This window comes from Candidatus Diapherotrites archaeon, assembly GCA_030688545.1.
GTDB lineage: Archaea > Iainarchaeota > Iainarchaeia > Iainarchaeales > VGJJ01 > VGJJ01.
This window is the reverse complement of the sequence record JAUYHT010000002.1, coordinates 300,106-321,117: the sequence shown is the minus strand read 5'-3', so window position 1 is coordinate 321,117 and position 21,012 is coordinate 300,106. Positions and strand designations below refer to the sequence as shown.

The 21,012-nt window shown below is 51.4% G+C and carries 17 protein-coding genes and 2 tRNA genes; 12 read left to right on the top strand and 7 right to left on the bottom strand.

Annotated elements, in window-relative coordinates; all coding sequences use genetic code 11:
• Window positions 1–5: 5 nt before the first annotated feature.
• Window positions 6–638 carry a hypothetical protein gene (locus tag Q8P05_02305; protein ID MDP2666308.1) on the bottom strand — a complete coding sequence of 211 codons (633 nt, stop codon included), beginning with the start codon at window positions 636–638 and terminating at the stop codon, window positions 6–8.
• 56 nt (window positions 639–694) lie between these two features.
• Window positions 695–1,090 carry a hypothetical protein gene (locus Q8P05_02300; protein ID MDP2666307.1) on the bottom strand — a complete coding sequence of 132 codons (396 nt, stop codon included), beginning with the start codon at window positions 1,088–1,090 and terminating at the stop codon, window positions 695–697.
• 103 nt (window positions 1,091–1,193) lie between these two features.
• Between Q8P05_02300 and msrB the strand changes: the two genes are divergently transcribed.
• Both msrB and Q8P05_02290 read left to right on the top strand, forming a co-directional pair.
• Entirely contained in the window at window positions 1,194–1,601 is a 408-nt protein-coding gene (gene msrB / locus Q8P05_02295) for a peptide-methionine (R)-S-oxide reductase MsrB (protein ID MDP2666306.1), read from the top strand.
• Between the two features lie 24 nt (window positions 1,602–1,625).
• Window positions 1,626–2,777 carry an MFS transporter gene (locus Q8P05_02290; protein MDP2666305.1) on the top strand — a complete coding sequence of 384 codons (1,152 nt, stop codon included), beginning with the start codon at window positions 1,626–1,628 and terminating at the stop codon, window positions 2,775–2,777.
• A 34-nt stretch (window positions 2,778–2,811) separates the two neighbouring features.
• Here Q8P05_02290 and Q8P05_02285 read toward each other — a convergent pair whose 3' ends face one another.
• Together Q8P05_02285 and Q8P05_02280 are read right to left on the bottom strand one after the other, a co-directional pair.
• Window positions 2,812–3,837 carry an LAGLIDADG family homing endonuclease gene (locus Q8P05_02285; GenBank protein ID MDP2666304.1) on the bottom strand — a complete coding sequence of 342 codons (1,026 nt, stop codon included), beginning with the start codon at window positions 3,835–3,837 and terminating at the stop codon, window positions 2,812–2,814.
• A 5-nt stretch (window positions 3,838–3,842) separates the two neighbouring features.
• Window positions 3,843–3,916: transfer RNA gene (locus tag Q8P05_02280), tRNA-Thr, on the bottom strand.
• 160 nt (window positions 3,917–4,076) lie between these two features.
• On the opposite strand from Q8P05_02280, the gene Q8P05_02275 reads away from it, so the two are divergent.
• Entirely contained in the window at window positions 4,077–4,328 is a 252-nt protein-coding gene (locus tag Q8P05_02275; GenBank protein ID MDP2666303.1) for a hypothetical protein, read from the top strand.
• Window positions 4,315–4,746: a PIN domain-containing protein gene (locus tag Q8P05_02270; GenBank protein ID MDP2666302.1), complete on the top strand. Its 432-nt coding sequence runs from the start codon at window positions 4,315–4,317 to the stop codon at window positions 4,744–4,746. Before Q8P05_02275 ends, Q8P05_02270 begins: the two co-directional genes overlap by 14 nt.
• A gap of 119 nt (window positions 4,747–4,865) precedes the next feature.
• Here Q8P05_02270 and Q8P05_02265 read toward each other — a convergent pair whose 3' ends face one another.
• On the bottom strand, window positions 4,866–6,368 hold the full coding sequence (locus tag Q8P05_02265) for a glycine--tRNA ligase (GenBank protein ID MDP2666301.1): 1,503 nt from the start codon (window positions 6,366–6,368) through the stop codon (window positions 4,866–4,868).
• 53 nt (window positions 6,369–6,421) lie between these two features.
• On the opposite strand from Q8P05_02265, the gene Q8P05_02260 reads away from it, so the two are divergent.
• From Q8P05_02260 to Q8P05_02245, 4 genes are all read left to right on the top strand, one after another.
• Window positions 6,422–7,357, top strand: a complete 936-nt coding sequence (locus tag Q8P05_02260) for an NOP5/NOP56 family protein (GenBank protein MDP2666300.1) — start codon at window positions 6,422–6,424, stop codon at window positions 7,355–7,357.
• A 15-nt stretch (window positions 7,358–7,372) separates the two neighbouring features.
• Complete coding sequence (locus tag Q8P05_02255) at window positions 7,373–8,065, top strand: fibrillarin-like rRNA/tRNA 2'-O-methyltransferase (GenBank protein MDP2666299.1); 693 nt, start codon at window positions 7,373–7,375, stop codon at window positions 8,063–8,065.
• A gap of 18 nt (window positions 8,066–8,083) precedes the next feature.
• A complete protein-coding gene (locus Q8P05_02250; protein MDP2666298.1) occupies window positions 8,084–8,659 on the top strand; it encodes a hypothetical protein in 576 nt (191 codons plus the stop codon).
• Window positions 8,660–8,971: 312 nt separating this feature from the next.
• A tRNA-Arg gene (locus tag Q8P05_02245) sits at window positions 8,972–9,046 on the top strand.
• A gap of 39 nt (window positions 9,047–9,085) precedes the next feature.
• Here Q8P05_02245 and Q8P05_02240 read toward each other — a convergent pair.
• The gene (locus Q8P05_02240) at window positions 9,086–10,633 is read right to left on the bottom strand and encodes a hypothetical protein (protein ID MDP2666297.1); all 1,548 of its coding nucleotides are present in this window, start codon (window positions 10,631–10,633) and stop codon (window positions 9,086–9,088) included.
• Window positions 10,634–10,727: 94 nt separating this feature from the next.
• On the opposite strand from Q8P05_02240, the gene Q8P05_02235 reads away from it, so the two are divergent.
• Window positions 10,728–11,156 (top strand): hypothetical protein, encoded by a 429-nt coding sequence (locus Q8P05_02235; GenBank protein ID MDP2666296.1) that lies wholly within the window; start codon window positions 10,728–10,730, stop codon window positions 11,154–11,156.
• 23 nt (window positions 11,157–11,179) lie between these two features.
• Here Q8P05_02235 and Q8P05_02230 read toward each other — a convergent pair whose 3' ends face one another.
• Window positions 11,180–12,259 (bottom strand): hypothetical protein, encoded by a 1,080-nt coding sequence (locus tag Q8P05_02230; GenBank protein ID MDP2666295.1) that lies wholly within the window; start codon window positions 12,257–12,259, stop codon window positions 11,180–11,182.
• Window positions 12,260–12,342: 83 nt separating this feature from the next.
• Here Q8P05_02230 and Q8P05_02225 point away from each other — a divergent pair, with 83 nt between their 5' ends.
• The 3 genes from Q8P05_02225 to Q8P05_02215 are packed head-to-tail and all read left to right on the top strand — an operon-like array spanning window position 12,343 to window position 21,009.
• On the top strand, window positions 12,343–12,630 hold the full coding sequence (locus Q8P05_02225; protein MDP2666294.1) for a hypothetical protein: 288 nt from the start codon (window positions 12,343–12,345) through the stop codon (window positions 12,628–12,630).
• A gap of 26 nt (window positions 12,631–12,656) precedes the next feature.
• Window positions 12,657–13,697: an MBL fold metallo-hydrolase gene (locus tag Q8P05_02220; protein ID MDP2666293.1), complete on the top strand. Its 1,041-nt coding sequence runs from the start codon at window positions 12,657–12,659 to the stop codon at window positions 13,695–13,697.
• A 58-nt stretch (window positions 13,698–13,755) separates the two neighbouring features.
• The gene (locus Q8P05_02215) at window positions 13,756–21,009 is read left to right on the top strand and encodes a carboxypeptidase-like regulatory domain-containing protein (protein ID MDP2666292.1); all 7,254 of its coding nucleotides are present in this window, start codon (window positions 13,756–13,758) and stop codon (window positions 21,007–21,009) included.
• Window positions 21,010–21,012 lie beyond the last annotated feature (3 nt).

Sequence of the window (21,012 nt, the reverse complement as noted above, 5' to 3'; positions counted from 1 at the left end):
AAACGTCAAATGCCGCTATTCGGTGGAGTGATGGGCACTTTTTGGCAGGCGTTCTGGATGCATTTGGCCTGGTACCCGGTGTCGAGGCTCTTCACATTACACACTGGTGCGTCCCCGCATTTCTCCGGGAAAGGGCAAACAATCTGGCGGTTCTTGAAGAACCATTGCGTGTTGGCCGCCACCCATTTTTGGTTTCCATAATCGAGGGGGTCACACGTTCCGGCATAGCAACAAGAAAAATAAAGTTCCCGGTTGATGAGGCGGCAGTCCGCGTCATTCCGGCAAAATGTTTCTGGGACAAAGGGGGCGCACAGCCCGAGTTTGCAGAAATAGCCCTTCCCGCAGACATCGTCAATGAGGCACACCACGGGTTCATGGGGTTGGGCGAACAACCTCCCATCGGGCGTGCGGCATTGCGGGGGAAAGGTGTCCAGCTTCTCGAATCCGGAGGTCACACATTCATTGTAGGAGCGGATAGTCAGTCCTTGATGTTCGAAATAGGGAATAATCCATAAGGATGCGATGATGATGGCGATGAGGAAGATGAGGATGATGGTGACTTTGGGAATGCGGGCAATCAATTCAACCCGGGAGAGGGGCCTCAGTTTTTGTTCCAATCCATTCTTTTTTCGGGCCATGCGCTAGGGAGCCATTGCCTCTTTTTTAACCGCGTGGTCCCCATCTATTTGAAAAGTCAGGGAGTGGGGTAGGATTTAACGAACAGCCTGCCATCGGGCGTGCGGCACTGCTCGGGGAAGGATTCCATCACCGGATAATACAAAGCACACTCCTCGAACGATTGGATTCCCGGGAGGTTTTGGACAAAGGTTCGTCCATCGGGAGTGGCGCAGGTGCTGGGTATTCCATCCGTGGATGGGTAGCCGGCCGCCACACACGAATCATAATCGGAGATAATTGGGGTAACGGTGCGTTGAATGGGCATAAGCACGAGCACCGCTCCCACAATGAGGAGGAGAAAGAGAATGAACACCCCCATGAGAATGGGGATCAAATTCAGAGGTTTCCTCCGGGAAACAGGGATTGATTTTTTGGATCTTCCCGCGACGGCCTTGGTTTTGGGTTTGGGCATGTTTGAAAAAACCAGGTGGACCTTTAAATGGCCTGCGTATTCCCACGCCCTTTCCCTTTGGTTTTGGAACAATCCCTATAAACCTTGAAACCTTTTTACTCGTATGTCGTCATCTCCCCGCCGTCCCCTTCCCACATCCCAAACCGGGTGGAAGAAACGGTTGACCGCGGAACAATTTCATGTCCTCCGTGAGAAAGGAACGGAAGCCCCCTTCAAGGGGAAGTTTGTTCACACCAAAGACAAGGGAATGTATGGGTGCGCCGCCTGCGGGGCTGAACTATTCTCATCCCAAGCCAAGTTTGATTCGGGGACCGGGTGGCCGAGTTTTGATGAGCCGGCGAACACGAAGAATATTGAATTGGTTGAAGATAATTCCCTTTTCATGAAGCGCGTGGAAGTCCGCTGCAAAAAATGTGGTGGCCACCTGGGTCATCTCTTCACCGACGGCCCCACCCAAACGGGAAAGCGATATTGTATCAACTCGTGCGCTCTGGACTTGAAGAGGGATTAAATACTTGGTAGTGAAGCTCCCTTCATGTCACTCGAATCCAATATCTCGAAGTATTACATTTACTTTGTCTTTCGTTTCTCTCTCTTTGTGGCCCCCATATTCACGCTCTTCTATTTTGATTTGGGGTACACGCTTTTGGAGACGGTCTTTATCTCGTCAACTGTGTTTTATTTGACATGGGTTGTTTTTGAAATCCCAACCGGAATTTTTGCTGATAAATTTGGGAGAAAGAAGTCGATGGTGATTGGGTCCACTTTTTTGGTGGTCGGTGGCCTCCTAATTATTTGGGCTCCTTCATTTGAAGCGCTCGTCGTCGCAAGCTTTTTGACAGGTCTTTGGGGTGCCTTTGATTCGGGGGCCTCCTCCGCGCTGTTGTATGATTCCCTTAAAGCCTTGAAGCGAGAAAATGAGTTCAAGAAAATTCAAGGCAACGCCCTTTTTTTTGCGCAGGTCTCCTTGGGTCTGACTGCGTTGGTGGGGGCATACGTTTACACGCTCAATATTCGCTATCCTTTCGTTCTTGCCTTTTTTGGTTTTTGCATCGCACTTGTTGCTTCCGTTCTATTTGAGGAGCCTCCCATCAAAAAGAAAAATACCTCGTTTGTCGCGCACTTCCTGGATTCTCTTTCTTTTGTCTGGAAAACCCCTGCGGTTCGCTGGATTGTGGTCTATAATTCCTTGATTATTTCTTTTTATTTTATCTTTTTTAGAAACTTGATTCAACCTTACATACAAAGTGTGGGTGTGGACATCCTTCTTTTTGGCATATTTTTTGCGCTTTTCCGTTTTTCTGCCGCAGTGGGGTCTAAGTTTTCAGTAAGGTTTGAAAAAATGCTGGGGGGTTGGCGCATGCTTTTCCTCTTGCCTATTTTGTTTGCGCTATCCTATCTACTCATGGGGATTTTCCCTTCCGTGTATGGGCTTCTTTCCCTTTTTCTTCTTTTTTTTGTGGCCGGTGCATATTTGCCATTAGTAAGCGGATACATCAATCGTCATTCTCCCTCTGACAAGAGGGCAACTATTCTTTCGATTGACAGCATGGCCGTGTATGTGTTTTCAGCTGTGCTTGTCATAGCATGGGTCCTAATTTCAGATATGGTCGGATTGCCCACTGCAATATTCATTTCAGGAATAACACTGCTGGGAATAACAGTCCTCCTTTTCTGGAAGAAGTAAGCCTTCGGAGGGATTTGAACCCTCGACCCCCAGTTTACGAAACTGGGTATGAAAACCTAGCGGGATTCCATTCCTCGAAATTTTTGTATTTTTGTCGAACCTTAGTACGATGGCGCTTATTAGAGGTTCCAACAATTTCAAAGAATTTTCGGACATTCTCTTTTGAACAAATTTGAAGATGTTTTCCGTTCCCGAGTACACTGGAATTAATACCTAATTCTGTTAGTATTTGATTAAGTTGTTTTAGGATAGGCGTATTTACCATAGTGATATCCACTCGCATATAGGGCTCTTTGTATATGGGTCTTCTATCGAATGAAACACATCCATCACTATCAAAAGTACCACGTAAAAAAGCTGTTTTATGTTCAATATTACTCCTCATAATTTCTTTCGGAACAAGGACTTTGTCCCATTTTTCTCCTTTTGGCATATCAAATCTTTCGGTTAGCATTTTGAATAATGCCTTTGAATAGAAACTGATCCACATGGAATTTTTATCAATACGAGTATGGTGATGGGTTAAATTGAAGTACTTTTCAGATATCGGAATTATTGTGTTCAGATAATAATCAAAATCATAACGACTATCTCCAGAAAATCCGATCGTATAATTTGAATTGTTGTCGTTAGTGAAACCATCTCCTGCGAAGGCACCTAAATATTCGCATATATCGCTGTTCAACGTTTGCAAAATATTAAATTTTGACTCCGCTTTTCTTGACCTGGCTTCACAGGCCTTTGTCCGTCCCTTTTCAAATGCATCTTTTATTTTCTCATAAGCGATTTTTCCGCCAATTATTTGACCCCAATTCCGTGGGCGGATATCGATTATTTTATAGTATCTCTTTTGTAATTCTGGGGGTAAATATGAAAATAATTTTTTGAATTGAGTGATAGTAAGGCTTCGTCTTCCTGTTTGCAAAAACCAGAATCTACCATGCGGGATTCTTAGAATGGTGCACAATTCTTTAAAGCTATGAAAATTTCCGCCATTTTTCACATCATTGAAGAAAGCTATCGAATCCAGCCGATTACCTACGAAAACACGTTTTTCCATAGACAAGCCCACGGAGGGATTTGAACCCTCGGCCCCCAGTTTACGAAACTGGTGCTCTTCCAGACTGAGCTACGTGGGCTTATGGGGAAACTCGCCCATTTTTACATGCCGGAACCCCAGAACGCCATTGGTTCCGGATTAAGATAATGTGGGCCTGGGAATGCTTTAAAACGACGTGGAAGAATGATTTTAGCCCACCCCACATCCATTTAAATAATCCAATAATCTAAATGTATAGCATGTCTGACACAGCTACCATTACGGCCAACGTTTCGACGAAAAGCGAGCAGCGTTTTCGTAAGACGGTAAAGAAATTTTTGGGTGAAAGTAAAGGTGTTTTAGGCAAGGCTATTTCTGAAGCTATGGATTTGTGGGTGAAGAAGAAGGAGTCAGAGGAAGTTCGGCGGAATGCCATCGAAACGCTTAACAAGGGATTTAACGGGGGTAAGATACTGTACAAATCCCGAGACGAATTGTATGACCGCGACTGATCCTTTTTTCCTTGATACCAACATATTAGTATATGCCTATAATACAAAAGATGGGGAAAGGCATGAAATAGCCAAAACATTAATGAACGATTGTATAGAAGGAAGACGTCATCTTGTAGTGAGTAATCAAATCCTGGCCGAGTTTAACCGGGTGGTGCGATATAAATTGGAACATCCTTTCCCTCCTGAATTGGTCCAAAGAATTATTTCTCAAATCAATCGCCTGCCTTCCTGTAAAAAAATAAATTATACCACTCATACGGTTGAAAAGGCATTCATAAATGGGCAGTCGAACTCACCCTGGGATGCTTTAATCGCCCAAACGATGAAAGAAAATGGAATCGTCCATATTTACACTGAAAATACCAAGGATTTCCAAAAAATGGATGGAATTGTGGCTATTAATCCATTCAAATAATCCGAACTTTTTAAAAAACCAAGCAAAACTATGTTTTGCGGGCATCGTAAACACCGTTTACGGTGAAGTTCGATCAAAAATGGTGATATACCGGGGCCTTTAGGGGGGAGGATGTCATATTATTCCGCCAAGTCTTCAAACCCTTTTTGATGGGTGGAGAATTTCCATAATATTTCTTCCAATGCGTCGACGGGGATGCGTTTCTGTTTCATGGTATTTCTTTCCCGCAGGGTGACGGTTTGATCCTCCAAGGTTTGGTGATCGATGGTGATGGCGAATGGCACCCCCACCTCATCCGCGCGGGCATACCGTTTTCCCACGCTTCCCGCATCGTCATAAAAAACGCGCGTTTTCATCGCCTGGAGATGCGTGAATATCTCTCTCGCTTTTTCTCCTAAACCGTCTTTCTTCATGAGCGGAAACACCCCCGCCATATTGGGGGCGAGGCGGGGAGGGAGGTCCAGGTACATTCGTTCGTCAGGCCCTTTGAATTCATGGCGGTAGGCAAGAGCAAGGGTGCAGAAAACAGTGCGTCCGACTCCCATGGATAATTCGAAGACATGGGGAATAAATTTCTCGTCGCTTCCCTCTTCCTTCACCCCCAAATCCTGCTTGCTCTCTTTCCCATGGGATTGAAGATCATAATCGGTTCGATAGTTGCAGGCGACTAACTCCACCCATCCTTCCTCCAGTTTCACTTCGAAATCCCAGGTCTCCGAGGCATAGAAGGCCCGTGATTCCTTTTCCAATTCCCGGAAGCGCATTCGTTCAACGCCCATTCCGAGTGTTTCGAAGAACTGCTGGCAGCGGGCCAGATGATAAGCAACCACTTTTCCTGAGACTATACCTTGGTTCACCGCGTCTTCGCAGGATATAGATTCAATGGCATCCTTTCTCACCAATTTCAATCGCAATAAGTATCCCTTTACTTCCTCCCATCGGGACACCTCATTGATTTTCTGGGGATTGAAGAACACCTCCACGTCCATGTGTTCAAGCTCCCTCGTCCGCAACAACCCTTGCCGGGGAGCAATCTCATTGCGGTAGGCCCGTCCGACTTGGGCTAAGCCTATCGGCAGTTTGATTTTTCCCAGTTTCCAGATGCGGGGGAAATCCAGGAAGATGTTTTGACAGGCTTCCGGGCGCAAATACGCCGTTTGGTCCTGCGTGACGCCTAATTCTACTTTCATCATCATGTTGAACCGCTTCGTGTTCCCGAATGGGTTGTTGTCTTTCGGGCAGGCGATGCCCAAATCCTTAATTTTCTGGTCGAAAAAGTCGAGCGCCGCTCCTTCGGGAATCACCTCCCCCGATTTGTCAGTAATCAGGTTGTCGGCGCGGTAGGCGGTTTGGCAGGAGGGGCATACGACCATGGGGTCATTGAAATGGATTAGATGCCCTGAAGCCTGGAATACTTTTTCTGGAAGAATAGTGCTCCCATCCAATTCGAGATAGCCCTCTTTCTCCACCATTTCCTCCCTCCAGGCTTGGATGATCTGCCTCCGGATGCGCAATCCTTCATTGGCATAGTCAAAAAATCCGGCCGGGGCATCGGGGTAGATGCTCGCCGCTGGGAAAAACAATCCTCTCCTGGCGGCCAAATTCATGATGTCGGCGTGCATACTAAAGTTAGGATGGAAGCGCTCTTTTAAAGGGATGGAGGCAAGGCTTTCCTATGTCCCCCACCCCCCATGATCATCGGATTAAGGCCCTCCGCCGACGATTGGTGGAGCAGGCCAAGCGAGGAGTGGAAGAAGGATTATCCGGTCCCGATCGCCATATCATTCGCGCGGCCCAGCTCAGCAAGAGCATGGAATCCGTGTTCAATCTCCTCTATGAACAAACGTTGGAATGGTATGGCCTGCACTTTCCCGAGCTGCGCGGCAAGGTTAAGGATCCCGACACCCAGCTCCAAATGATTATTCGATTAGGTCTTCGTCCCGCTTATACGGATGAGTCGCTCCAATCCTTTTTCACGGATGAAACGACCCGAATACGCATCCATGAGGCCGCGGAGACGAGTGCCGGGGGCAGTATGGAACAATCTGTTTTGCAAACCCTTCAGGAAACTGCTAGAACCGCCATCCGCGTGCGCGAGGAATATGCTCGTTTGAATGAGTTTGTTCGCAAAGAGATGCTTGAATTGGCTCCCAATTTCACCCAGTTGGCCACTCCTGTCATTGCCGCCCAGCTGCTCAGCAAAGCCGGTTCATTCAAACGGTTGTCCGAGATGCCCGGTTCCACGTTGCAAGTGTTAGGGGCTGAGGAAGCGTTATTCTCCCATCTGCGTGCCCGTACGCGTCCTCCCAAACATGGGTTCATCTTCAACCATCCCTTACTCAAGACGCTTCCCAAGCATGCTCGGGGGAAAATGGCCCGTGCCCTTGCCGGGAAGCTCGCCATCTGCGTGCGCGTGGATCGGTTCGGGAAAAGCGCGGTATGGAAAGACTATCACGAGAAACTCTTGGCCCAATCCAAGGTGCTCGCCCAGTCCAAACCAAAACCCAAACCTCATGCGCGCACATCAACTACGTCCCCCCATCCTAATCCCTCTCCCATCCCCCGCCTTGAACGCCGGGGTTTTCGTCCCCGCTTCCGGGAAAAGCGGTGAAAAGGGGGGTATTCCATGGTCGCAAAAGTAAATGATGGAATGCCCGAGGGATATTCCAACACCCTCAAACAAATAAACCACCACTGGTTCACCCGCTCTCTCGTTCCCGGACAACGTATCTATGGCGAACGGATCCTCAAGGAGGGAAATATAGAATGGCGGGAGTGGAATCCCTTCCGATCCAAGCTCGCGGCCGCATTGGCATCCGGGTGGACAAGTTTTCCCATTAGAGAGGGGCACCATGTCCTCTACCTGGGTTGCGCCGAGGGCACTACCGTATCGCATGTTTCAGACATCGTGGGGAAAAATGGATTAGTCGTGGGCGTGGACATCTCCCCCCAAGCCATGGTAAAGTTCACCGCGCTCGCGGAGACGCGGACCAACATCCTTCCCTTGCTCGGGGACGCAGCAAATCCTTCGTCCTATGCCCCCGACCTCGATGGTCTCTCTTTCCAAATAGTGGTGCAGGATATCTCCCAGCGCAATCAGGGAGAGATATTCCTCCGCAATATGCGTCTATTCGGAACGAAAGGAACGGAAGGAGCATTGGTCATCAAAGCCCGCTCCATCGATTTCGCGGCGGACCCCGCAAAGGTTTTTGAAGGGGAACGCATTCGCCTGCAGGAGGAGTTGACGATTATTCAAACCATTCCTTTGGGTCGGTTCGAGAAGGATCATTTCCTCATCCATTCCAGGAAGCCCGCGTGAGTACCTCTGGTGAAAAATATGGTTACCCGCTGGCGTAAGGAATGGATCCGCGAGTTCAAGCGGCAATTGTTCCACTTGGGATTGGGTCTTATTTTTCTGGCCGTTCTGTTCCTGGTTTCCTTGGATGCCCTCCGCGGCCTCACCCTCATTTTGCTCCTTTTCGGCTTCTTCCTGTCATCCCTGGCCTATAACCGGATGGCCTGGGTCGTGAATGACATATTGAAAGAAGTCTCCCGCGCCAATGAAAAGGTTCCGGGGGAGGGGGCGTTCTATTTCGTTTTGGGAATTGGGATAACCGCATGGGTCTTTTCCAATCCTTTCATAATCGCGGGGGGCATCATCGCCTTGACCTTCCAGGATTCCGCTTCCACATTAGTGGGGATGCGTTTTGGCAACCGGAAAATAATCTTTAACAAATCCATCGAGGGATCGGTGGCCGGTTTCCTGGTGTGCCTCATGGCCCTCCTTCCATTGTTCCCATTGCCCATCGCATTCCAGGTGGCCCTCATCGCCACCGCCGTGGAACTCTTTCCCCTCAACGATGCCCTTACCATCCCCCTAGTGACCGCTTTTGCCCTTCAGACCGTCGTGTAACCGGTTAAATCGAGGGGCTACCCCGTGGGTTTTTCAAACCCATGATAGATCACTTAAGTAATGGCCCCGTAACTGGCCCGTTTTGGCGGCACGCTTTCGATCGTGCGCCCCGAGGGACGTGGGAGGGTTACACCCTCCCAGCGGCCGGAACAATTGGATTCTTTCCAAAGGATGTTTTGGATTGACCATGGGTTTTTCAAACCCATGATAGATCACTAAAGTAACGGCCTCTTAGCTGGCCCGTTTTGGCGGGCCGCAGCGAGGGTCTACCGAGGGATTTTCAATCCCTCGATAAATCAATAATGGTAATAAGGCCCCGTAGCTCAGCCCGGATAGAGCAGCGCACTCCTAAGGCGAAGGTCGAGGGTTCAAATCCCTCCGGGGCCGTGTCTCATGGTTAACGAGGAATATTTAGGTAAAATTTTTTCACGTCGCGATGCGCACAAGCACCGGGTCCACGGTGCTTATATCCCCCGTCTTAGGGTCTAAAAAAGTCAAGCGAATCTGGCAAAAAGTTTCCGTGTCCGGGAGTTGTGTCGCGGGCGCGGAGACAAGGAGGGTGGTGCTCTTGCTGCTTCCCGTCTTCCCGGATTCATTGAGGTTCTGGATGGGGAAGAAAGAGGAATCGACGAGACTGATATGTTGCTCCGTGCACCCATCGAGGGTGTACAATATGGTTTCGATGGGCAGTTCCCCTTTGTTCTCCACTTTCAATGTGGCCGTTCGGCTGTCCCATTGCCCGGTGGCCGAATTTTGGGTCAGGTTGAATGTTTTATTCGTGGAGCCATCAACGGTTGCCACGACCTCTACCTTGCTCGCGGAAAGGGATATGGTAAATGGCACGATCTGCTCCCAGAAGCTGGTGGAGAATGTCACTTCTCCTTCAATCGTATCATTCAACGCGGTCAAGGGAGCATTAAAGCGCAGGTCCACTGAAAACGTTTCCCCTTTGGCCAGCGGGCCAAATGGGGGATCAATGCTCCAGGAAAACCATGACGTGATATCCCCTGAGTCATTAGCGGGGCTTCCTTTGATGGTGATTAATGTCTGAATTTTTTCCCCCGCATCCGCGTTGCCCCGGTTGCGAATAGCATAGCGTTTGGCCACCAGTTCATTGGCGCGCGCGGTGAACGCCACATTGGTGCTTGGGCTCACCGAGAAATCGAAGCTCTTGAATAAAGTAAAATCCGCGGTTTTGGCACTCTTGGTGTATTTTACCCGCACGCGGGCCTTCTTGGCGTCCCCGGAGCGGGTGTCCTTGATGGGCACCGTGGATGGGACATTCATGAGGAGGGTCACCGATTCACTCGTGTTGGGTCCGATGGTGATGGGGGAGGATTGGGTGGTAATAACGAATAGCGCGAGGGCCTCCTCAAAAACCAGTTCAATCGTTTGGGCTTGATTGGTGGTATTGGTGAGCACCACTTGCGCCCGGCCATCCTGTTGACCGGCGACCATCACGGAGGGAAATTCGAGGGATAACAATTCCACCCCAATAGATTGCTCGAACACCCCGCGTTCAACGTGGCCGCTTTCCTTGCTTCCCGCGTCGATGGTGAAATAGTCCACTCCCCGATTCCTATAGGCAGTTCCCCCGGTTTCCCATTCCACCCGGTAATCGCCCGGGCGCAAATCAATGGTAATGGTTCCCGAGAATGTCTGGATAGGGTTGGGGTCGTTCCCCGAATATAATTGTCCTTGCACGCCACTGAGGAGCATGTTTTCCGTGTCACGCGCTTCAATCGTGGTGGGGACCAGGGACCCAATAAAAAAATCATAGACGAAGAATCCTACCACGAGGAGTAGGCCTATCTTGAGAAACGTTTTCCCATGCGCCGCCCATATATTTCGTAACGTATCAATGGGCCCAGGTGCCGGGGCGGGAGGAGCTCCTTCAAAAGACGAATAGGGGGGATCTTCTCCCATTGGAGGAGCAGCAAATTCTTCCTCTCCCTGGTTTTCATCCGGATACATGCCGCTAGGAAGGGGGTATCACTCTTAAAGATTGCTCCTGGGTGAGTAATGGGAATACGCCTAATTGAAGGACGCCCGATGGAAGGATTATGGCATGCCACTCAAGAACGATATGGAAGAACGCGCGATCTCCCTGGCGGGCATGGTGGCCCTGGGGTTGCTTCTCGTGGCCGTGGGCTATTATATTTTCTTTCCCTACACGGCAGACACGACCTATTCAACTCTCTCATTCGCCGCGTATCCCACTTTCCATGATGATGAGAACATCCTCCGCTTGGCCATTGACCTGCGCAACCATTCCCAGTCATCCGCCTCTTATTCATTAGTCATCACTTCCAATGACCGTTTTCTGGGAAACCAATCCCTATCCCTGAATGTGGATGAGACCCGCGTGATCCCATTGGAATATCCCATTCAGTTTACTCTCGAACCCGATAATTGGGTCCAAGTGGTGGTGAATCCTGATTATGGGGATGGGGACACCAAAAGGAAACCATTGGAGCTTTTGGGGTGGTTTCGCTAACGCGCAGACCATTCTATTAGAATTCAACTCACCATGCGCGTGTTCTCTTTCCGGCGATTGGTTTGTTTTTGAGTCGGGAGGGTGGTTTCCGCCGTTCGTTGGATGTGCCGTTCCTTCTCCCGGAGCAGGGCATCCAGTTCCTTGTTCAATTGCGATTGGCTTTTGAGCTTTCGTTCCAGTTCCGCGATGTGCGACGCGTGTTTTTCGAATGCCTCCTGTTTGAGGGCATGCTTCTTCTCTTCCATGGAGAGCAGTTCCTTGGAATAGAGCGCCCGCAGGTGCGCGGTCTCGCTCTCCATCTCCAATGCCAACTTCCGGGCGAAATCCCTTTCTTTCTTGAGCACCGACAATATTCCAATATGACGCTTGGTGAGTTCCGTCACCAGGTGTTCCAGCTTCATCGTCTTGTGGTGCAGGTGCTCATGTTGTACCGCGTACTCATCCAGCTTCTTTTTCCCTTGATCCAAATGGTCCTTGAGGGCATGCTTCTGGATGGCGAATGTTTGTAATAATTCCTGGAGATCATTCTCCATCTCGGTGAGGGAATATTTTTCATGTGGCCCGAAGTATTTTTCGCGCTTCAATTGGTCGCGTTCCTTGGTGATGGATTGCAATTCCTGGTCTTTCGTCTTGATGAGTGAAAATATTTCCCCCTCCATGGCTTGTGCGGTGAGGGGGGATTCCATCCCATTCCGCAGGGCAATCTGCACATGTTCCTGCGTCCGCAGGAGTTTCAACCATTGCCGATGCATCCGCGCATCCAGTTCCATCCCCAATTCAGGGGTAGTTATTTTTTGGGTGAGGTCTATTTTCCGGGCGTGTTTGTCTTCTTCGAAACGGATGTTGCGGTGGAGCACATCCATGTTCTTGGATAGCTCGCGTTCAAGCTCATGCAAATCCATCCCTTTCAACATAGGGTTCATGAGTTGTTCCCGTTGTAATAATGAAATGATTTCCCGCGTTCGTTTAGTATGCGTGTGCCAGGCCTTCAGGCGTTCGATCAGGGCGGCACGATTGGTCTGGTGCCAAGGAATCTGAGGGAGTTCCTTGAAGGCGGACAGCTCGTCATGCAGCTGTTCCAGGAGGAGCACCGATTCGCCCATGCGGGGAGAATGGAAACGGGCTATATATGCGTTTTCCCGGCGTGGAGGGAAACCCTCAAAAAGCCCCTTATCGCTCATCCTGAATGCCAGCCCAGATGGTCACGTATGCTCTCAAGAAGGGGGCCCGTGCCAAGGGAGATCGGGCCATCCGTTCCTTTTTACGGGCTATTCGTTCCAAGGAAAAGGGGAGAACGCAGGTGTATGAGGCCTTTCGCTTTCCAAATTCATTCCAATATGTTCATCTAATGGTATTCAAAGACTCCCCTGCTGAAAAGGCCCACCGCGATGCCCCGCATACCCAAAAATTTGTGGACGCATTGTATCCCATGTGCTTGAACCCCCCAGTTTTCACTCGCCTATCCCGATTATAGGGTTGCTTTTTATTCGCCATTCCCATATGGCATCCATGTTCGTGAGCGAGGCATGGGGGGGTATCCTGGTATCGGCCGGGGAATCAAAATATCTCATCGATCCCGCTCGGAAAAAGGTGCAGGCCGACCAGGTGTTTGTCTCGCACGCCCATTCTGACCATGTCTACATTGGTGCGGCCGGCACGTCTCCATACTTTATGACGCCTCCCACACATTCGCTCATCCGAAAAAAGATTCCCCTAAAGGCCACAGCCAAAACCCTTTCCCTTCGGAAGAAACAATCCCATGCCAACGAAAATGTTTCCTTCGTGAGCGCGGGCCACATTTTGGGGAGCGCGCAGATCGTAATCGAAGGCGAGCAAACCATTTGCGCTACCACCGATTTCAAGCTCCAGGATTCCATTATTCAAGAAGGGGCTGAAATTGTGCCCTGCGATACCTTAGTCATTGAATCCACCTTCGGGATGAAGGAGTTTTCCTTCCCGCCCCGTGAACAAGTGTACGAGGAGATGGGCGCTTGGATCCGCGAGGTGCAGCAACAGGGGGGGTTGCCCGTGCTCGCAGGCTATGCAACAGGTAAGGCCCAGGAATTGACCAAAATGGTGAACGAGTACACGAATACCATTCCATTCGTCCATGAATCAGTGTTTGAGAAGAACCAAGTGTATGAGTCCCATGAAGCACGGTTGGGAGCCTATGAAAAGATAGATCATAATCTCCCTGACGCCCAATTATTGATTCTCCCCCCTTCCTTATGCACCCCGCACGTGTTGCATGCCATTGCCATCTCCGCCAAGCGAAATATCCGGGCCGCCAAGGCCACGGGGTGGCAGTGGAAAAATGGGTTTGAGCGCAATTTCCCCTTATCCGATCATGCGGATTATGCGCAACTCCTGCGCTATGTGAAAGAGGCCGAGCCCAAGCAGGTGTACACTCATCATGGTTTCGAAGACGAGCTCGCCCGATCCATCACGCGCGAGTTGGGCATCCCCGCCAAGTCGTTAAAAGAAGCCCCCCAGCAGGCGCTGATGGCGTACGAGCGGGTTCCGCAATTCAAAAATAAGTAGAGCTTTTTGCTCTTTCACGCCCCCCCATCTTTTTAAACGCTCTTGGGGTGCTGGGGCCATGGGACTCATGGATGGGATGCGGGGGTTTTATTTTGCTCTCGAGGATGCCTATTATGGTTTTCTGGACAAGATCCAGGCACGCATTCCTGTTTACAAAGTCATTGATCCCCTGGATAAGGTTTTCCCCAGCTTCCTTCTCGTTCTGGGAATACTAATCTTCCTCATCATCGGGGTGGGCGCCTCGGTTTTGGGGGGGTTGGGTGGGGGCGCCACGCATACCTTTAGTGTATCGTTTGTGGATGAGTCCAATGTTCCCCTGGCCGATGTATTCGTGGACATGGTGAATGCCCAAGGGCAGGCCATCACCGAAATTACTTCCTCTTCCGGAACAGTTGCCTTCCAATTGGCCGCTGGGACGTATACTATTGAGGCTCAGAAGGAGGGGTATGATCCTTTATCTCAGGTCATTGAGATCGCGAATAGTATAACCAGTCGCTTCACCCTATTGGAAAAGATCATTCCCCCTAAAGCGAGGGTGTTGCTCATCAAGGATGCGTCGCAGAACATCTTATCTTTCTCCACGAATGATATTTCTCTCTCGTTTTCGTGCCAAACCGGTTTAGCCCCGGCCGCGCAAGTGGTGTCGTTTGGAAACGTGCAGGTGTTGCAGCCTTCCAATTGCGTCAACCTTTCCGTGAATGTGCGCGTGCCGGGTTACATTCCTTCCACTCAACCCCTGCTCGGGGACACCACTGAAATTATTCTCCAGCGCGAAGACAGCGGTGGGGGGAATAATCCTACGACTGGGAGTATCGAAGCCTATGTGGTGGATGAAACAGGAGCCCCCATCTTTGCCGCGGACGTGAAGGTGCATAAGGTTCCCGTGTCCGGTTCCAAGATCTTGGTAACTCAAAAGATCACTGATAATGGGGGGTTTGCATTAGTTGAGCGTTTGGCCCCGGGAACCTACATCCTCACCGCTGGAAAACCGGGTTTCAAACAGGTGGAGAGTGGCGAAATTGTGGTGAGTGCGGGGGATATTCTCGAATCGACGCTGATGCTTCCCGCGGCTTCCACCACCAAAAAGTTATTGGTGAAAGTGCTGAGCAGCGCCAACCAGCTTCCCGTGGAAGGGGCTCAAATCGGGTTGTTCATCCAGACAGTGAGCGGGAGCTATGTGGAGTATGGCACCTATACCAGCGACACGAATGGAATAGTAGACCAAACCCTCACGGATTTCAATGGCAGCACCAGTCTCGTGGCGGCCCATCCCCACTATGTCACGCGTATTCTTCAAAACCAAGGTTTGGTGAATGAGGATGCCCTGTCTCCCATACCTATTCTATTAGACCCCTTGGAATTAGGGACTGATGGCAATGCCACGAATGCTGTTCTCGTGGACGTGCGCGTGCGCGATGCTTTCGGTTTGGGGGTGCGGGGGGCCGATGCAATATTATTTTCCCCGGATGCCAATGGTATTCCTTTAGGGATGAAGAAAACGGACATGTCTGGAGCCGCCTTTTTCCCTAATCTTCCCGCAGGCACCTACCAAGCGACCGGCTCAACCCCCACGGCGGATGGCCTTTCCCCTAAAGGAGTGGGGGTTGTTGGTCGGACATTGCCCCTGGAGGTGAAACTCCAAACGGGCACCGCCTTAGTGCAAGTGACGGTGACGGATGAATTCAACCAGCGCGTGGCCGATGCCAATGTGCAGGTTATTGATGCATCATCGGGCCTCGTTTTGGGAGCCGCAATCACGGATGCCCAGGGCGTTGCCCAGCTCGCGGTGGACACCAACCACACCGCCTTCGTTTTCGTGTCCAAGGATTTGTTTCTCCCTTTCTCGAGCACCCCTTTCACGCTATTGAAAGACAACACCCATGTGCTCCGGATTGATGTTTCCTTGAGCAGTGCCACGCAGCAGGTGGATATTCATTTGGATGCCATCTACCAATTGAACCAGAGCGGCGCGCCCGTCATTGCCCAAACATTGGTGCCGGGCCAATCCTATGCGTTCCATTATTCCGTGCGCTCCCCCACCGTTCAACAGGCGTGGCAGGCCGTGAAACGCGTGAATAGCCTTTCTCCATTATTCCAACAGACAACCGATGTGGGAACCGTCAAGGATGGCCAGGCGGCCAAAGGGAGCGTCGCCCTATACTCAACGGCCTCCTCCCAGGATGAGTTTGCCCCTTCTAATCCCGTTTCGGCAGGGCAGCCGGCGAAGGTGATTCTCAACACGCTCGGGGATGCGTCCTCGGCGGGGGCCTTCGCTTTCATTTCCCGCGTAGAAATAAACCCCCAATCCATCCCCAACCAGGATGCGTTGTCTTTCATATATCAGTCCAAATCAACCACTGAAATCTCCCCCTTATACCAGGAGTCCTTCACCCTGGGCGCCCCCCTCCCCGATGCGGGGGATTACGTGTACACTTTTTTCCTCGCCGAAACGGGAACCAATCAATTGGTGCAAGTGAATGGAGCCGCTCCCATTCCTATTGAAGTGGGGAAGGATTATTCATTGTCCTATGCCATTCTCAACCAGTCCGGCCGGGATTATCCATCCGCATCGCTGTCATTCTCGGCCAATCCCGGGACGTTTACTGTATCGCCCACTCAAAAAACGTTGCCTAATTTTTCTAATAATTCCTCCCAAGGGGGAAGTGTGTCCCTTTCCTCGACCCAACTTTGCCAGGGGAATGTGTCTTACTGTTCCACCCTCACTATCACATTGAATGGAGTGGGGAGTAATGAACAGCCCCGCACCCAGCAACTCCGATTCTATACCATTCCCCAACGCCAGATTTTCCTGCAGGTCGCTCCCTCCTCCTTGCTTCCCGGTACTGCTCAAACCATTCAAGCGGTGGCCTTGGACCAACAGCAAAAGCCCCTTCTTCCCGCCACGAGCGGAATTCAGATGACTGGACAGCTTTTGGATAGCTCGGGGGGCGCCATTGGAAATCTCATTCCCTTCACGTCTTCCTCCAGTGGAGTATTCTTCGCCTCCATCCCCGCCGCCCAGGATGGGGATGCCCTGCACCTCCAGGCCGATGCCCCCGGGTATATTTCGGGAACCCAATTGATTCCCGTTTCTTCCGATGGGGGAATTAATTTGTCCCAGGATCATGCGTGCCTGTCTATTTCTCCTTCCCTGCTGTCATTCCCGTTAGGGGGCTTCGGTTCCCTCACCCTGCAAACCATCAATTGCCGCGAGCCCCTGCAGGTGTATACGGGGGGGTTTGTGGAAGGCAGCCAGATCATCCAACTCCCTGTAAGGCAGGGCGCCAATCCCGTGAATAGCTCATCTCCCATACTCATGGGCATCAATGACACCAAAGTCCTCACCGTGGGCCCCGCGCCGCATATTGGGATGTATCCGGTGTATGTGTTCGCCAAGCGCCAGAGTGAGCCCTCGTCCGCGTATGCCTTTGTGCGCAATGTGGACGTGCGCGTGGATCCCATTTCACCTAACACGCAATGCCTTAATTTGGAAAAATATTCGTTTGACGTGAGTCGGGGGAGCGATTCGGCCAAAGTAGTCAACCAGTGCAACCCCCACGTGCACGATCCCTTGTTTCCACAAGTGAATCTATCCATGAATGGAATCTATGCCCATGCCATTCCCCCCGTGTTGACTCCCGAGATGCGTTCCCCCAATGCCCCTATTTCTTTCAATTGGACCCTCGCTCTGGACTATCAACCCATAATCAATGGGGATTGGGTTCTGGACGATTTTCCATCGCAGACCATTCCGGATGGCAATTGGAATCGTTTTGAAGTGGCGGGTGCCCCCGCGTTCCTTGATTCCAAGGATGGTTTTTCGGGGAGCGCCCCGTTATTAGTATCGGATGAGGTGCGTATTTCCAATGTGAGTTATTTGGAAACCCAGAATCAAACCGTTTTTCCGCATGCCTCGCGGGGACGCAAAGCCTTGCTGTTCCAAACAACTCTTTTCCTCGAGCGCGCCTTCACATTCCCCCGCCTCTGCTTCCTCACGTCAGGTGTTCCCTCTGTAAATGTGCGAATCGACGGGGTGCTGGTGCAGGATCGCTTTATGAATCCCAATTGTGCCCTTACCAATCATACCCTTTCCGCGGGCCCTCACACCATTGAATATTTTGTGTATGATAATGATGCGGATGATTATCAGATCCGCGCCCTCTGGTTTGACGGGAGCAATTTCCGCGCGTTTTCGGATGACCAGGGGAATGGTTTCTATCTCTCTCCCGAATACGGGAATGTTTGGTCGGCTGGAAACAATACGAATGGGACGCAGGTTTTGGGGCCATTGCCCGCTACATTGACCCCCGCGTCATCCACCACTCAACCAGTCTACATCGCCTCTCTCCCTAATTCCTTCCGGGATATCCTCGCTAATAAGGGGGGAGTGGAACACCTCAAGCACTCTGGTTTGCGGGTGTCAACGGATCATCCGGGGGTGCGAGCGTTCGTGAAGGACGGGGATGTGTTTGCTCAATACGTTGGATTTGATGATCCGGCGGCTGAACAAAATGTCATAGTTGAAAATTTGGGGATGCAGGGAGAAAAATATGGAATCCTCACCCTCACGGATTATGCGGGGCTGTCCTCCCCTCAAACCAATGTGCGTCTGGGCGTGGTGGTGGATGCATCTCCTTCCGTATTGGCTAAAGTCGCCGCGCATTCTCCCAATGGAGTGGATGGGATCTGCCGGGCCATCGCTAATCTGCAGAAAGGGATGCGCTATTACTCCGGAAAAACCGTTGATTTACAAGTCTTCCTCATGAATGCCCCCTCCTCGTTCACCGGGGCTTCCAGCGGGGCGTCCATTCCGTGTGAGGGAATCCTTCCCCCAAATGCCACGCGCATTCTTTCATTTTCCCCACCTGTTTCAGGTGATCCCACCGAGAGTTGGGCCCTAGCCGCTGAACATGCGGCCCAGGATTCCTTTTTCACCCAATCCCAGCAATCCAAACTTCTCCTGATTATCACGGACAACAAACCCTCCGGCCTTTCCAATAATCAACGCCCCTCGGAGTGGGATTCCACTCGGGAGTTACCATTGGTGAATGCCGCGGCCGCGCGCTTGAATGCTAATGGAGTGAAAGGAGTGGTGTGGTACATGACCCCCCTCGAGTCCAATCCCCATGGGTTGGACACCGGCGACCCTAACCGGAGTGATGCCATTGCCCTCATGGATTATTTCGCGGCGAGCACCCAGGGTTTTGTGGAGGCCTTTGATTTCTCTGAGAGGGTTGACACGTCAAATAATGTTCATGCGTGGGAGCAGGCCTCCTATAACAAGATTGCCAAGCGCCTGCTCCAGCATGCCTTCGATAGGTCCTCCCAGCGCATCGCGGTCAAGCTCTCATCCCTCCCCCCCAATGCGTGCATTGGGGAAAATGATGTGGTTGGCGATTCGGGAGTGAGGGCGTTGCCCCGCATCCTGTTGGATTGGGATTGGAATGATGTGGATATCCGCGCGTGCGACCGGGCATCTGATGTGTCAACATCCAATGGTATTTTCTGCGACGGATCGCAGTTCCTTTTGTCCGCCGTGAAGAAACTCCATGAGGTGGAAAATGCGTATGCCCCCACCGCGAACTCCCAGCAGGTGGCGCAGATCCCTTTCTGGATGAATTTCGATGCTTATCTTATGGAGGATGCCTTTCCTTCGGATCTTCGTCAGGATTTCGTCGACTACTATGCCAACAGCAGTTTCGCGGACGCCCCCTCGTGGTTCAAGAATGCCTTGCTAGGAGCGGGGGCGTGGAAGGACTATGTGAATCCCTCCAATGACAGGATGGCCATCGTGGTAAATGGTGATCCTAACGTGAATGTTCTTCCCACCTCTGGGTTGTACCGCGTTCGTATGGATATCCAATGGGATTCGGATGTGGGCACTTTTTTCATCGCTAATACTCCCGCGGCCCGCATTACCATTTATCTGGACCTATTAGCCGCCTCCTCCGGGATGAGCGTGGATTCGCCCTTGTATGCCATGCCCCTTGATGGATTAATCGGGTGGGATGAGTCCACGCAGCTGTTTCACCGCGAGGGGTATGGTACCACCTTTTCAGGGGGCGTCGTCGATTTAGTGGGCACCTCCTCTTACCCCCTTCGCACCTATCCCTCATCGCCCGGAACAACCGCATTGAAAACATTCGAGGTGCGCGTGGCCACTGATTTCGTGGCCACCAATGCCACTGCGCCGGGGGAATTGGCGCGCATCGATAATACAACCAATACCCTTTACCTGGCGCCCACCCTTCCCGCCCCCGTCATCCTGGACTGGGGCTCCAATCCCTTCGGTCAAGGAAGTGTGTTTTATGGGATCCAGGAGACTGATTTTTCAACGGGAACATCGGCCTATATTTCTCATCCCAATCAAGGGACAAATCCGTTGTCCGCCTGGAAGCCCATCGCGTCCCTGATCAAGCAGCCGGCGTATGGGTGTTCGTCCTCCGCGTGCGCATTGTGCGTGGATGGGGGTGGAAATCCGTTTGCTTCCTCCATTGTGGGGGATTATAATCCTCCATCCACCGTTACAGGATATCGCGCCCCCTTGAACGCCACTCAATTATTTGGTTTCACCTCGCCTTCAGGAATCTCCAATGAGTCCTTCCTCGCGGGCGCTTTTTATCGGCCCGCCGGGAAGGATTATTCCATTGTGCTGGGGTTGAATGATAATCCCTCCCGCGAGATTGGGAGCATCCTCACCATGAATACTGTTCTCCAGAATCAGGGCCAATCCACCGGGGCGTTGGATGCCGGGGACGCAGTATTGGAGTCCGAATGGGCCAAGGCCCAGAGCTTCCAGGGCATGCTTGCCCTGCTCGCGCAGGATTGGACATGTATCTCATCTGAGGGGGATTCAACCACCATTTTCTGGAACCGCGACAAACTCATCGATTTGGTGAAAGAGGAGCACGCGGCCTATGGAATGGGCACCAATTCATCCACGCTCGTTGGAAATGCCTGTGTAGCCACCGGCAACCCCCTGGGGCGCGGGGGCACCTATACCTTACAAGAGCGCGCCGGAAATATTCCCAATTCACAGAATGTTTTGGGATTGTGCCCCCTATATTCAAATTCTCCCCAAGTGGGGGCCTATTTGCAATTAGGTATTCCTTATCCCGTGGGAACGCAGATTCATCTTCCCCCCACGCAAACAACCCCCAATACGGGTGACCCGCTCGACCGGAGCGTCCAATATAGATATTCTCCCACCAATTGCGGCGCCCCCACGAGTGTGAAATGCCCCTCCTCCCCCGATTACTGTGCTAATGATGGGGAGCGGTACTGGGTGGGGATTCCCAACCTTCAGCCGTGAGTA